14 protein-coding genes are annotated in these 13,336 nt (G+C 38.9%); all 14 read left to right on the top strand.

The window, feature by feature from the left end:
* The first annotated feature begins 1 nt into the window (after position 1).
* The 14 genes from PQ461_RS16095 to PQ461_RS16030 all read left to right on the top strand — a co-directional run bounded on the left by PQ461_RS16095 (position 2) and on the right by PQ461_RS16030 (position 13,336).
* A complete protein-coding gene (locus PQ461_RS16095) occupies positions 2–1,285 on the top strand; it encodes an MATE family efflux transporter (protein ID WP_274206559.1) in 1,284 nt (427 codons plus the stop codon).
* Between the two features lie 18 nt (positions 1,286–1,303).
* Positions 1,304–1,801, top strand: a complete 498-nt coding sequence (locus PQ461_RS16090; protein ID WP_274206558.1) for an acyltransferase — start codon at positions 1,304–1,306, stop codon at positions 1,799–1,801.
* Positions 1,802–1,812: 11 nt separating this feature from the next.
* Complete coding sequence (locus PQ461_RS16085) at positions 1,813–2,622, top strand: glycosyltransferase family 2 protein (RefSeq protein WP_274206557.1); 810 nt, start codon at positions 1,813–1,815, stop codon at positions 2,620–2,622.
* Positions 2,623–2,653: 31 nt separating this feature from the next.
* Positions 2,654–3,226 (top strand): acyltransferase, encoded by a 573-nt coding sequence (locus tag PQ461_RS16080; protein WP_274206556.1) that lies wholly within the window; start codon positions 2,654–2,656, stop codon positions 3,224–3,226.
* The gene (locus PQ461_RS16075) at positions 3,226–4,320 is read left to right on the top strand and encodes a glycosyltransferase family protein (protein ID WP_274206555.1); all 1,095 of its coding nucleotides are present in this window, start codon (positions 3,226–3,228) and stop codon (positions 4,318–4,320) included. Before PQ461_RS16080 ends, PQ461_RS16075 begins: the two co-directional genes overlap by 1 nt.
* 5 nt (positions 4,321–4,325) lie before the next feature.
* Positions 4,326–4,919 carry an acyltransferase gene (locus PQ461_RS16070; protein ID WP_274206554.1) on the top strand — a complete coding sequence of 198 codons (594 nt, stop codon included), beginning with the start codon at positions 4,326–4,328 and terminating at the stop codon, positions 4,917–4,919.
* 67 nt (positions 4,920–4,986) lie between these two features.
* Positions 4,987–6,237, top strand: coding sequence for a glycosyltransferase family 4 protein (locus PQ461_RS16065; protein ID WP_274206553.1), 1,251 nt, complete (start codon positions 4,987–4,989; stop codon positions 6,235–6,237).
* Between the two features lie 14 nt (positions 6,238–6,251).
* Positions 6,252–7,592, top strand: a complete 1,341-nt coding sequence (locus PQ461_RS16060; RefSeq protein ID WP_274206552.1) for a hypothetical protein — start codon at positions 6,252–6,254, stop codon at positions 7,590–7,592.
* 14 nt (positions 7,593–7,606) lie between these two features.
* The gene (locus PQ461_RS16055; RefSeq protein WP_274206551.1) at positions 7,607–8,767 is read left to right on the top strand and encodes a glycosyltransferase family 4 protein; all 1,161 of its coding nucleotides are present in this window, start codon (positions 7,607–7,609) and stop codon (positions 8,765–8,767) included.
* 6 nt (positions 8,768–8,773) lie between these two features.
* Complete coding sequence (locus PQ461_RS16050; protein ID WP_274206550.1) at positions 8,774–9,436, top strand: acyltransferase; 663 nt, start codon at positions 8,774–8,776, stop codon at positions 9,434–9,436.
* 4 nt (positions 9,437–9,440) lie between these two features.
* Entirely contained in the window at positions 9,441–10,565 is a 1,125-nt protein-coding gene (locus PQ461_RS16045; RefSeq protein ID WP_274206549.1) for an XrtY-associated glycosyltransferase XYAG1, read from the top strand.
* A 119-nt stretch (positions 10,566–10,684) separates the two neighbouring features.
* Positions 10,685–11,479: a glycosyltransferase family 2 protein gene (locus PQ461_RS16040; protein WP_274206548.1), complete on the top strand. Its 795-nt coding sequence runs from the start codon at positions 10,685–10,687 to the stop codon at positions 11,477–11,479.
* A gap of 1 nt (position 11,480) precedes the next feature.
* On the top strand, positions 11,481–12,053 hold the full coding sequence (locus tag PQ461_RS16035; protein ID WP_274206547.1) for a WcaF family extracellular polysaccharide biosynthesis acetyltransferase: 573 nt from the start codon (positions 11,481–11,483) through the stop codon (positions 12,051–12,053).
* The gene (locus tag PQ461_RS16030; RefSeq protein WP_274206546.1) at positions 12,050–13,336 is read left to right on the top strand and encodes a WcaI family glycosyltransferase; all 1,287 of its coding nucleotides are present in this window, start codon (positions 12,050–12,052) and stop codon (positions 13,334–13,336) included. Before PQ461_RS16035 ends, PQ461_RS16030 begins: the two co-directional genes overlap by 4 nt.

Raw genomic sequence — 13,336 nt, 5'->3', positions numbered from 1 at the left:
TATGGATACAGTAACCACAGAATTAAATTCGGGAACAGTAGATTCAAAATTAAAGCATTGGATTAAGCTCATCACTGTTACCGGTAGTGCCCAAATACTGGTTCAGGCATTGGGTTTAATCAGTGGTATTTTAATTATCAGGCTTTTACCAACCAAAGAATATGCTTTTTATACCCTTGCAAATACTATGCTTGGCACCATGACCATTTTGGCAGATGGCGGTATTGGGGCAGGGGTTATGGCACAGGGCGGCAAGGTGTGGCAGGATAAAGAAAAGCTGGGCAGCGTATTGGTTACAGGTTACAGCCTTAGGAAAAAGTTTGCAATAGGAAGCCTGATCATTGCTGTGCCAACGTTATTATACCTGTTGTTACATAATGGGTCTACCTGGCTAAAGGCGATCATAATAGTTGGCACGCTTATTCCTGCATTTATTGCTGCATTATCTGATTCACTGCTTGAAATAAGCCTTAAATTAAGACAGGAGATAAATCCCTTACAGAAAAACCAGATTTGGGTTGCTTTTGTCAGGATGCTATTTGTTTTTCCTCTTTATTTTTCGCCATTTGCAGCAATAGCAGTAATTGCAAACGGTATCCCCAGGATATTAGGAAATATAAAACTCCGTAAGCTGATTTCCACTAATGTTAACTTAAACCAGAAAGCAGATCCTACTGTACAAAAAAATATATTAAAAGGAGTTGCCCGGATCCTTCCAGGTGCAATATACTATTGCGTGTCAGGACAAATCACCATATGGTTAATTTCTATATTCGGCAATTCCAAGGCAATAGCACAGGTAGGTGCATTAAGTAGGTTAACTATGATTTTAACATTGGTTACTACTATTTTTAATACACTTGCTATACCCCGTTTTTCAAGGCTATCGAATTATAAACGGGCTTTATTTAGCAACTTTTTCAAAATCATAGCTGCTTTAGCAGGCTTTTCCATCATTGTAGTAGGAGTTGTGTGGCTGTTCCCAAAGTTCTTCCTTATGATATTAGGAAATGGATATATGAATATCTCATCAGAACTTGTATTGTCTGTAATAGGAAGCTGCTTAAGCTTATCTGCCGGGATCATTTATTCCATGTCTACCTGCAGAGGCTGGCTGATAAGCCCTTTTATATATATACCCGTAAACGTGTTATGTATAATAATTACGGTATTAGTTTTTAAAGTTGACACATTGCAGGGTGCGCTGATGATCAATATCGTAACATCATCCGTGCAGGTGCTTATGAACATTTTTTACTGCCTCATAAAAATTTCTAAAAATTAATTTATAAGGAGATAACTAATGAAAAAGCTTTTGATCCGAATCTTTTTAAAGATTGAAAAAATTGTTAATCAAGAGCGTATGACAATGTTATACAACAAAATGAAGCATTGCGGCAGTAATGTACGTATAGATCATAATTGTCATATTTTAGTACCTCAGCAATTGGAGATTGGCAATAATACATCCATATCTTCATATACAACAATTTACGCAACATTTGGTGTTAAAGTAGGCGACAACTGCCTTATTTCCAGCAATTGCGGTATATCTTCATATAATCATATTCAAAATTCGGCTAACAGGCCTGCAAATATTGCGCAGGATCACTTGTATTCAAAAGCTGTAGTGATTGGTAATAACGTATGGATAGGCATGAATGCCTGTATTTTACCAGGTGTTAGCATAGGTGATAATTCTATCATTGGATCTGGAAGTGTAGTTACTAAAAATGTACCCGCCAATGAAATTTGGGTAGGTAACCCGGCCAGGTTTGTAAAAAAGATTGAAATAGTTTAAACAGACTGAAAATGAACGTTAGTATTGTGATACCAACTTTTAACCGTAATGATTTGCTTTCAAAATGCTTGGATTCCCTCGCATTGGGTACACAAAAAGTAGATTCAGTCTGTGAAGTCATTGTTACGGATGACAGCCCGGACGAGTTAGCCAAACCCTTATTACAGGAAAAATATCCATGGGCACGTTGGGTAGCCGGACCACGGAGGGGGCCTGCTGCAAACAGAAATAATGGGGTGAAAGAAGCATCGGGGCAATGGATTATATTTTTGGATGATGACTGCCTGCCGCAGAAAGATTGGCTAAAAACGTACATCGAAGCTATACAAACATACGGTGATACAGAAAATGTGTTAGAGGGTTATACAGATGCAGACAGGCCAAAACAGCGTTTTGACGAAGAAGCACCAATTAATAAAGACGGTAATAAACTTTGGTCTTGCAATTTTGCAATTAAAAAGAGTTTGTTTATAGTGTTGGGCGGATTTGATGAAACGTTTCCGTACGCCGCTATGGAAGATATTGATTTTCAGCAAAGGGTACTTGCTAAAACTAGCGTGAAGTTTTTAAGTGATGCCAAAGTTATCCATCCATGGCGTAGGATTAAACCATTTCGTAATTTAAAAAAGCATTTTAAATCACATCAGCATTTTGCAAAAAAATACGGATTAACCAGTAATCCATCATTTAGAATTACCCGAACGAAAATATTTATCGGAAGTATTTTCGGGGATTTTAAAAAGCTTGTAAAGTTTTCAATGAAAGGATGGCCGGTATACATCGAAAAATGTATTCTTAATCTATATCTGATCTTTGTTTAAGCGAATTTTGTTCATTTGACGGGTATTATATATGGCTAAATTTATACAAAGAGTATTCTTTTTGATCAGATGGCATTACCTGAAGCAGCTATCAGGTTTTTTTAGAAAAACCTGGTATTTCTTACAAGGTATGAGAGTTGGAAGCAATACGACATTGTCTTCAATAAAAGTGACGTGGCCGCACCAGGTAAGTATTGGCAATAGCTGTAATTTAGAATATAACATACATTTAAAATTTGATGGAATCTGGAAAAACGGGCCCAGCATTATTATTAAGGATAATGTATTTATAGGTACAGGGTGTGAGTTTAATATACGTAAGCAGATTATTGTGGGTAATGACAGTTTAATAGCGTCTGGATGCAAGTTCATAGATCATGATCATGGGGTGGCGATAAATGAATTAATGCGTAAGCAGCATGGGCCCGAGCAGGAAATTATCATAGGCAATAATGTATGGTTAGGCTGTAATGTAGTGGTGTTAAAAGGCGTTCACATCGAGGACGGCGCCGTTGTAGCAGCGGGAGCAGTGGTAACTAAATCCATACCGCCAAACGAAATATGGGGAGGCGTGCCGGCTAAAAGAATAGGAAGCAGAAACTAATGATGAAAATTGTTTTCATATGTGGTTCAATAGAACTTGGCCGGGATGGTGTAGGTGACTATACTATGCGTTTGGCACAAGCACTGGCTAAATACGACCATCAGCTAGCTGTAATTGCCGCTAGTGATACCTATGTAGAACATGAAATCACTGAAGTTATAAATTCATCTATAATTACATTGCGTTTACCTGCAAATTGTAAACACACACAGCGATTTGATAAGATGAATTCATTTATAAGGGGGGTTAATCCAGATTGGATCAGTGTCCAATTCGTGCCTTTTTCATTTCATCCCAAGGGCTTACCGGTTGTTTTTATTAACAGACTTGCAAAGTTGCTTATTGGGTTTAAAGTTCATGTCATGTTCCATGAACTTTGGGTTGGTATGGATAAAAAAGCATCTCTTAAATTTAAACTTTGGGGAGGCGTTCAAAAAAAGCTTATCATTAGCTTTATTAATAAATTAAAACCCAAACAAATCCATACTAATACCAATCTTTATCAATCATATTTAAATAAATTAGGTTTTAAATCAGATATTTTACCGCTTTTTAGTAATATACCTGTTAGTAGTGAAAAAGGCATAATCTCAAATGATAATACTATAAATCTAGTATTATTCGGTAGTATACATTATGGTGCACCTATAGAACAGTTGGCTAATGAAATTTCTGCGTATGCCAGCTCTTATCAAAAAAAAATTGTGTTAAACTTTTTAGGCAAATGCGGTTCTGAGCAAGACAATTGGATAGCTGCATGTTCTGATGCTAAATTAGAAACCAAGGTTTGGGGCACACAAAGTGAGAAAAACATTTCAAAAATTTTATGCGCATCAAATGCCGGTATTACAACAACACCGCAAAGCCTAGTGCAAAAAAGCGGTTCAGTGGCAGCTATGAAGGAGCATGGATTACCTATACTGTGTGTTTCCCGTTCCTGGGAACCTCGTACTGTAACTGATTTACCTGACTTACAGGGAGTTTTGACTTACGAACCCGGAAATTTTAAACAACTTCTGCTAATGGAAGCCATTGAAATAGATAATATGCTCGAGAATGTAGTTTACCAGTTTTTATTGACTATATCACAATAATCTGTATGGCAAGTTTCTCATATCTTATAAAAAATAGAGCCAAATTCAGTTTAAGTTCAAAGCGATTTTATACAGCATGGGCAAAACGGCTTTTATTATTACCAGAAATAATAAAACGAAACTATAGACGGTGGAGAATGATTCGCAAGGGGGCTTTGATTCATCAAACTGCAGAAATAGGAGTGTTCAATATAGGAGGGGATTTAAAAAATCTTACTATTGGTAGTAATTCTTTCATTGGGCGTGTTAATATAGCCTTACATGATAAAGTCAAAATTGGTAATAATGTGTGCATTAATGATGGTGTACATATTTTGACGGCTTCACATAATATACAGGATCCATGTTGGCCACATATTAAATCACCAGTTATAATTGATGATTATGCATGGGTGGCAACAAATGCAGTTGTTTTACCTGGTGTACATATTGGTGTTGGTGCTGTAATAGGTGCAGGAGCTGTAGTTAGTAGAAATGTAGCTCCTTATGAAATTATGGTCGGAAATCCCGCTAAGCCCACATCCCGAAAGCGCACCCAGAATTTACAATATAATCCATGCAGCTTTTTAGCTGGAAATTTAGCCTGGATAAAAGGATAATTAACAAAAATAATGCTAATTATGGTTTGAACTAAAAATTAGCTACACACAGCATAAATATAATTCAATGCATCTGTTGTTATCTCATCCTACAGGAAACGCTAATGTGCGGGCAGTTGCCGATGGCTTGTTAGCATCAGGCATGCTGGCAAAGTACTATACGGCAATAGCTGTTTTTCCGGGCACGCCTTTACACAAATTAAGTGGTATTGGCCCATTATCAGATATCCGCAGGCGTGAATTGAAAATGGGATTGAAAAGCTATACCAAAACAAATCCGTGGTTTGAAGGGGCGAGGTTAATAGCGCCTAAGGCAGGTCTTAAAAAGCTGGTAAAACATGAAACAGGAAAGTTTTCAGTAGATGGGGTTTACCGTAATCATGACAGATGGGTTGCTGCTCAACTAACTAAAACAGCGAATAAAACAGTAAATGCCGTATACGCTTATGAGGATGGAGCGATGTATTCTTTTACGGCAGCAAAAAAACAAGGCATACTTAGTTTGTATGATTTGCCGATAGGTTATTGGAAAGCTGCAAGAAAGCTGATGCAGTTGGAAATGGAAAAGTGGCCGGCTTGGGCATCAACGTTAACCGGTTTTAAAGACTCGGCAGACAAGCTGGCTCGTAAAGATATGGAGCTGAAACTTGCTGATCATATCTTTGTGGCAAGCAGCTTTACCGCCCAAACGCTTGAAGAATATCCTGAGCCATTAGCCCCAATTTCAGTGATTCCATATGGCTTTCCGGATGTGGCGACAGAAAAAAGGAATTACAGTGTAAGCAATGACCAGCCGCTTAAAGTACTTTTTGTAGGCGGATTATCTCAAAGAAAAGGAATTGCGTATCTTTTTGATGCAGTTGAAAAGATAGGCGCCAGCGTTCAGTTAACAGTTGTTGGCAGAAAACCTGTTGATGATTGCACTGCACTGAATGAAGCCTTAGCCAAGCATAAATGGATACCCAGTTTGCCGCATCAGCAGATTTTAGAGTTAATGCGAACTCAGAATGTACTGATTTTCCCTTCCCTTTTTGAGGGATTCGGTTTGGTGATTACCGAGGCCATGTCGCAGGGAACGCCTGTTATTACAACAGAACGAACAGCCGGGCCTGATTTAATTACACATGGAAAGGATGGCTGGATTATAGAAGCTGGCTCAAGTGTGGCTATACAACACATGATCGAGCACCTCTTAGCTAACCGCCATCAAATTGAAAGCGTTGGCAGGGCTGCACTTGAAACTGCAAAGCGCCGCCCGTGGAGCGTATATGGAAAAGAGCTCAGCGATGCTATTAATAATAAACTAAAGCTTGTTTGATTAGGTAATTAATCTTGAAACAATATAAAGCATATAGTGCCGGGTATAAAGAAAAAAACAGCGATCTAAAAAAAGGATTATGGCTTTTTTTCTGGCTGCTGATATTTGAGGGGGCGCTTCGTAAATGGGTATTCCCAGGTTTGGCAACACCGCTTTTATTGGTAAGAGACCCTATTGCCATTTGGCTTGTAATTAAAGCTTGGGAGAGGCGATTGATACCGGCAAACCTATATGTTTTAAGTTCTGTAGCAGTGGGCCTGTTAAGTATATTCACAGCGGTGCTGTTCGGGCATGGCAGCTTTATGGTTGCAATATATGGTTCCCGTATCTGGTTTTTGTATTTCCCTTTAATATTTGTTATCGGTGCCGTATTCAATAAAGATGATGTATTAGAATTTGCACGAAAATATCTGATACTGTCCATCCCGATGACGATACTTATTGTATTGCAATTTTACAGCCCGCAGTCTGCATGGGTAAACCGTGGCGTAGGTGGCAATGAAGCAGGTGCCGGTTTTAGCGGTGCACTGGATTTTTTCAGGCCACCCGGTACCTTTTCTTTTACCTCCGGAGTTGGGCATTTTTATGGAGCATTAGGTTGTTTTGTATTTTATTACTGGCTTGATCCTAAAAAAATAAATAGAAGATTGCTGATAGCGGCTACCATATGCCTGCTGATAGCAATTCCTGTCTCTATAATCCGGGGCTTGCTTTTTCAGGTTATCGTCATGCTGGTGTTCATGTTATTGGCAGCTTTCCGAAAGCCGAAAAACGCCGGACGGATAGTAATCGCTTTAGTAATGGGAAGTTTTCTCATTTTTATATTAAGTCAGTTAAGTTTTCTCCAAACCGCTATAGAGGCATTTACGGTAAGATTTACCACTGCAAATGAAAACGAAGGCGGATTGGAGGGCGTTTTTGGTAACAGGTATTTTGGTGGGTTAATAAGTTCGTTTGATTTGATCAATACTCAGCCGTTTTGGGGATATGGTTCCGGGATAGGTACCAATGTGGGAGCTGTATTAGCAGGTAAGCAAAATTTTTATGCGGTTATCAACGGAGAAATAGAATGGCAAAGGGTATTAGGCGAATTGGGCTTCTTATTCGGAATTATAATAATTGCTGTACGCTTAGGATTAAGTCTGAAGATGACAGTAATGTCTTACAAAAATTTAAGTAAGGGCTACTTTCTACCCTGGATGATTCTTCCATTTTCCTTAATGAATCTTCCGCAGGGAAACTTAGGAGTGCCCACCTCTCTTGGATTTACGATATGGATGGCTGGAATCTTGTTAGCCTCTTGCAATACCAAAGAATCAGATAACAGGGATAAAAAAGGCAAGGCGAATTATTAAAAATTCTTAATGTAATGGAAGCAACGTCTACAAAAATCATATTAATAGGGAACTATATACCAGACAGGCAGGAGAGCATGGAGCGTTTTACAGTAATGCTTCATGATGAATTTTCGGCTAATGGAGTAAATAGTGAAATATGGCGCCCTGTTGCTTTGTTCGGAGCGAAGTTTAAAAACACCAATGCAGGTATCGGGAAATGGCTTGGCTATATAGATAAATGGATCCTTTTTCCTTTGGTATTACGGTACAGGGTACTTTTTAAAAACAAGAAGGTTAGCAACGTAAGATATCACATATGCGACCATTCTAATTCGCCATATCTGGGACATCTGCCGGCCGATAAAACTGTTATTACCTGCCATGATGTTATCGCTATCAGAGGTGGCCTTGGGTATACAGATTATTATCAGCCAGCTTCGGCATTCGGTAAAATACTTCAAAAATGGATATTAGGGAACTTAAAGAGGGCAAAACAGATAGCCTGTGTTTCACAGTACACGCTTGATCAGCTAATTGCGCTTGTTCCGGGTAGTTACACACCAGACAAAGACTGGCAGGTTATTTTAAATACTTTCAATGGCGATTTCAGGCCGATACCGCCAGCGGAAACAGCAGCACTGCTTGCTGAAGCCGGTTTAAAGCCCGACACAAAGTATCTGCTTCATGTGGGGTCAAACCTGCAAAGAAAAAACAGGGAAATGCTTTTGAAAATGCTGGTTGACCTTGGTGACAATTGGGATGGTTATATCTGTTACAGCGGCAAGCCGATAGATGAGAAACTGACTCAAAAAGTGAAAGAATTAAATATGGAGCACCGGGTTATACAAGTTATTAAACCTCGGCATGAGGTGCTACGCGCTTTGTATAACGGCTGCTATGCTTTTATTTTTCCTTCTTTTGCAGAAGGATTTGGCTGGCCGGTAATTGAAGCCCAGGCCTGCGGGGCACCGGTAATTGCCAGTAATTTGCAGCCAATGCCTGAGGTTAGCGGTGGGGCTGCTATACATGCAAATCCGGCTGATTCGCAAGATTTTGCAAACGCTTTACTTTTATTAAAAGATACAGCGCTGCGTAGTAACTTAATTAAGGCGGGATTTAAAAATTGTGAGCGTTTTGAGAAGACGAAAATCACGCAACAATATTTATCTATGCATGGCTTAAATCATAATTAATACCATATGCTGTTAAAATTACTATCTGTTATTTTGCCCTGGCCATTGCGCAGAAAGGCATTGCAAAGCTGGTTTGGTTATCAAATTCACCCCACTGCCAAACTGGGTATTAACTGGGTTTTTCCACGTAAACTGGTTATGCATGCCGGTTCACGGATCGATCATTTTACTACGGCTATCCATCTTGATTACATTGAATTAGGAGAGAATGCAAAGATAGGCCGCAGCAACTGGATCACAGGTTTTAGCACACATGGCCAGTCTAAACATTTTCAGCATCAAACCGACAGGAAAGCCGAATTAGTGATGGGCGACAATTCTGCAATTATCAAAAATCATCACATAGACTGCACAAGCGCTATACACATCGGCAGGTTTAGCACAGTGGCGGGTTATAATTCTCAGCTGCTTACCCATTCCATAGATGTTTTTGAAAACAGGCAGGATAGTGCACCTATTACCATCGGAGAGTACTCATTTGTTGGAACCAATGTTGTTATATTGGGTGGCGCTAATCTACCGGCTTATTCTGTTTTGGGTGCTAAATCCCTTTTAAACTCAGCACAAACCGAAACCTGGATGCTTTACGGAGGGGTGCCGGCAAAACCACTTAAAGCAATTCCGTCAACCGCTAAATATTTCACCAGGACAATAGGCTACGTAAATTAATTTCATGAAAATACTTCACATCGTTCCATCGTACAAACCGGCCTACGTATATGGTGGGCCCATTGAATCTGTTGCGCGTTTGTGTGAAGGTTTGGCAGCGCAAGGCCATGATGTTGACGTGTTTACAACAACGGCCAATGGCAAAACAGAACTGGATATAGCACCCGGATCTACCGTTGATGTAGATGGTGTAAATGTTACTTATTTTAAACGGATCACTAAAGATCCTACCCATGTTTCGCCGGCATTATGGAAACATCTGTTTTATCACGTTAAAGAATATGACGTGGTGCATATCCATTCATGGTGGAATATCCTGGTAATGGTTGCTGCAAAAATATGCCTGCTTAAGGGTGCAAAAACTATCATAGCTCCCAGAGGCATGCTTAGTGGATATATTTTTAACTCGGGTAACAGTAAAGCCAAAAAATTAATGCACAAATTTTTTGGCCGTAGTATTTTATCAAAGTCGTTCTTTCATGCAACATCAGAAGCCGAGTATAAAGAGTGTATCAGCTTAATTGATAATTGGAAAGGCTTTATGCTCCCTAACATTTTATCATTACCAGAGCTAAAAATAGCCGATAAGAATAACGATGTATTTACCGTGATTTTTATGTCGCGTATTCATCCTAAGAAGGGAATAGAAATACTTTTGAAAGCCATTGCTAATTTAAATTTTGCTGTAAAGCTAAAAATAGCGGGCTCTGGCGAAGACGAGTACATTACCAAGTTGAAACAACTGGCAGGTGATTTTAATATAGCCGATAAAATAGAGTGGTTGGGCTGGCAAAACCGAGAGCAAAAATTCAAAGAACTGATGAACGCTGACTTGTTTGCCTTGATCTCTTACAATGAAAACTTTGCAAACGTTGTTATTGAATCGTTACATGCAGGTACTGCAACGATAGTTTCAGAACATGTTGCCCTTTCTGATTTTGTTGAAAAAAATGATTTAGGCTGGGTTACTACCTTAGACGTAGACAACGTAACAGCAAAACTTACCGATGCTTATCATGATCAGGCTAAACGTGATAGGATTGCCAAAGACGGCAGCTATATTATAGCGAAATATTTTTCTGCAGATAAGTTAATCTCTGATTATTTTAATATATATACAAGCATTTAATTTGACATTTAGTTACAAAATTTGCAATAGATGATATAAATTAATTGTTAATTTTTAACCGTTAATATTATCATTTGAAATATATGTAATTCTCGCTGATAATATTATCTTTGACAGTAATGATTGCAATTGCAAAAAACGTATTACAAGCGCTGATTCTGACCAAGAATGAAGAACCCAATATTGGGAGGGTACTTGACAAGCTTAAATGGCTTGAGCGTGTTGTCGTTATTGACAGTTATAGTGATGATAACACGGTTAAGATAATGGAATCTTATCCTAATGTGGAAATCATCTATCGCAAATTTGATACGTTTGCCCAGCAATGTAATTTTGGGTTAACGCATATTACCAGCGAATGGGTTTTAAGCCTGGATGCAGATTACGTTTTGCCTGATGACTTTATTGCCGAAACAGGACAGTTATTGAACAATGGCGGCGATTTTGTAGCTTACAATTCAAGGTTTGAGTTTTTAATTTACGGAAAGAAACTTTTAAGTAACAATACGACCCCAAGACCCGTATTATTCAAAACTAAGCTTGGAAGCTATTTTGATGACGGGCATGCCCACAGGCTTTCAATTACAGGCAGTATAGGAGATTTCAAAAGCAAAATATGGCATGACGACCGCAAGTCGTTAACCAGGTGGCTAAATAACCAAAACGGTTATTCAGTTCGTGAATGCGATAAGTTGCTGGACCTAAACAATGCCGACAGGAATTCGATCATAAACAAATTAAGGCGCACCAAAGTATTAGCTCCATTTTTCGTTTTCTTTTACTGCCTTTTTGTAAAAGGGCTGATTTTTAACGGCTGGGCTGGCTGGTATTATACCTTACAGCGCACTGTTGTAGAAATGCTGTTTGCATTAAGGTTAATTGAAGCAGAGGAGTTTAACATTGTAAATCACTGATATGTCAACAGCTGTTGGTCATCATGTTTCACGTGTAAAATTGCAGGATTTTAATCCCGATGGCTTTGACCGCGGAGCGGGCAAAATAAAAGAAACGGTGTGGTACCTGGTTAAAATGTTCTTTTTTCTTACAGCCTTTCCATTTCCGAATAAGCTAAAATGTTTTTTATTAAGAGCTTTTGGGGCAAAAGTAGGTCAGGGTGTAATTATTAAGCCAAGGGTAAACGTTCATTTTCCCTGGAAGCTTGTGATAGGAGATCATGTTTGGATCGGTGAAGAAGCATTGTTACTGAATTTTGAACAACTATACATAGGCAGCAATGCCTGCATCTCACAAAGAAGCTTTTTGTGCGGAGGCAATCATAATTATAAAGATCCGGCTATGCCATATCGAAACGATAAAATTACTGTTAATGAAGGTGCCTGGGTTGGCGCGGGTTGCTTAGTAGCGCCTGGCGTAAATATCGGGGTTGACGCTGTGGTGTCTGCCGGATCAGTAGTAGTTAGCGATCTTTTAGATAATGGAATTTATAAAGGCAACCCTGCTGTATTTGTGAAGGAGAGATGGTCATGAAGAATATTCTGCTGATAAGCCACAACTTTCTGCCCGAACCTACAGGCATTGGCAAATACAATGGCGAGATGATTGCCTGGCTGGCATCTCATGGCTACACCTGTACCGTAGTTACTACCTTCCCTTATTACCCTCAATGGAAGGTGCAGGCGCCTTATGATAAACAATGGTGGTGGTACAAAAAGGAAGTAATTGATTTTGATGGTAATAAGGTAACAGTATATCGCTGCCCATCTTATACACCTGCTGATCCGACAGGGAAAAAAAGAATGATACAGGATGTCTCGTTCTGGACGTCTAAAATCTGGCAGGTATTTAAGCTTATCCTGCTCAAGAAACGATTCGATCTGATATTAACAGTAGCGCCACCATTTCATTTAGCCTATTTAGGGCTAATGGTACGTAAATTAACCGGAGGCAAACTGGTATACCATATTCAGGATTTACAAATAGAGGCGGCACAGGAGTTAAACCTTTTATCTAATCAAAATCTTTTTAATCGTCTCTATAAAATTGAAAAACAGATACTTGATAATGCCGACTTTGTGAGCAGCATATCTGATGGGATGATCAAGAAAATAGAGGAGAAGATCGATAAAAAGGTATTGTTTTTCCCTAACTGGGCAGATACTTCTTTTTTTAAGCCGCTAAATAACAGGGCCGAATTAAAAACAAACTGGGGTTTTAAGCCTACAGATACTGTTTATCTATATTCTGGCGCCATAGGTGAAAAGCAGGGACTTGAAAATATTATATTTGCCGCTGAAAATCTTAAGCATATTAACGATATAAAATTTGTTATCTGCGGCTCGGGACCGTATAAAGGAAATCTGGTACAATTGGCCAATGATAAGTCATTAAACAACATAGTTTTTATGCCTGTACAGGATAAAGCTGTTTTTAATGAATTTTTAAATATGGCAGATTTCCATTTAGTATTGCAAAAAGCCAATGCAGGTGATTTGGTAATGCCCTCCAAGCTGACTACCATATTGGCTGTAGGTGGCGTTTGCATTGTAACAGCTGAAAACGGAACGTCTTTGGCAGAAGTTGTTAATAAACATGATCTGGGATATTGTATCCCTCCTGAGGATTGTGACAGCTTAACAGTAGTTATAAAAAATGCTAAAGATGATTTGGATGCAGCAGATAAAAAAAGGGATAACGCACGCAGGTATGCAACGGCTTATCTCAACATAGATCAAATTATGCAAAGCTTCATCAATTCGGTTTCAGTCTATAATGGCGATACTGAATTAATTAAAACAAAGGCACTACTTTAA

It is taken from the genome of Mucilaginibacter sp. KACC 22063 (assembly GCF_028736115.1).
GTDB lineage: Bacteria > Bacteroidota > Bacteroidia > Sphingobacteriales > Sphingobacteriaceae > Mucilaginibacter.
The sequence above is the reverse complement of the archived record's forward strand: the minus strand, read 5'-3'. Positions and strand labels throughout refer to the sequence as shown.

What these genes read in the sequence shown, in the direction of transcription:
- PQ461_RS16095 (WP_274206559.1), top strand. Translation starts at nt 2, where the DNA reads ATGGATACAGTAACCACAGAATTAAATTCGGGAACAGTAGATTCAAAA.
- PQ461_RS16090 (WP_274206558.1), top strand. Translation starts at nt 1,304, where the DNA reads ATGAAAAAGCTTTTGATCCGAATCTTTTTAAAGATTGAAAAAATTGTT.
- PQ461_RS16085 (WP_274206557.1), top strand. Translation starts at nt 1,813, where the DNA reads ATGAACGTTAGTATTGTGATACCAACTTTTAACCGTAATGATTTGCTT.
- PQ461_RS16080 (WP_274206556.1), top strand. Translation starts at nt 2,654, where the DNA reads ATGGCTAAATTTATACAAAGAGTATTCTTTTTGATCAGATGGCATTAC.
- PQ461_RS16075 (WP_274206555.1), top strand. Translation starts at nt 3,226, where the DNA reads ATGATGAAAATTGTTTTCATATGTGGTTCAATAGAACTTGGCCGGGAT.
- PQ461_RS16070 (WP_274206554.1), top strand. Translation starts at nt 4,326, where the DNA reads ATGGCAAGTTTCTCATATCTTATAAAAAATAGAGCCAAATTCAGTTTA.
- PQ461_RS16065 (WP_274206553.1), top strand. Translation starts at nt 4,987, where the DNA reads ATGCATCTGTTGTTATCTCATCCTACAGGAAACGCTAATGTGCGGGCA.
- PQ461_RS16055 (WP_274206551.1), top strand. Translation starts at nt 7,607, where the DNA reads ATGGAAGCAACGTCTACAAAAATCATATTAATAGGGAACTATATACCA.
- PQ461_RS16050 (WP_274206550.1), top strand. Translation starts at nt 8,774, where the DNA reads ATGCTGTTAAAATTACTATCTGTTATTTTGCCCTGGCCATTGCGCAGA.
- PQ461_RS16045 (WP_274206549.1), top strand. Translation starts at nt 9,441, where the DNA reads ATGAAAATACTTCACATCGTTCCATCGTACAAACCGGCCTACGTATAT.
- PQ461_RS16040 (WP_274206548.1), top strand. Translation starts at nt 10,685, where the DNA reads ATGATTGCAATTGCAAAAAACGTATTACAAGCGCTGATTCTGACCAAG.
- PQ461_RS16035 (WP_274206547.1), top strand. Translation starts at nt 11,481, where the DNA reads ATGTCAACAGCTGTTGGTCATCATGTTTCACGTGTAAAATTGCAGGAT.
- PQ461_RS16030 (WP_274206546.1), top strand. Translation starts at nt 12,050, where the DNA reads ATGAAGAATATTCTGCTGATAAGCCACAACTTTCTGCCCGAACCTACA.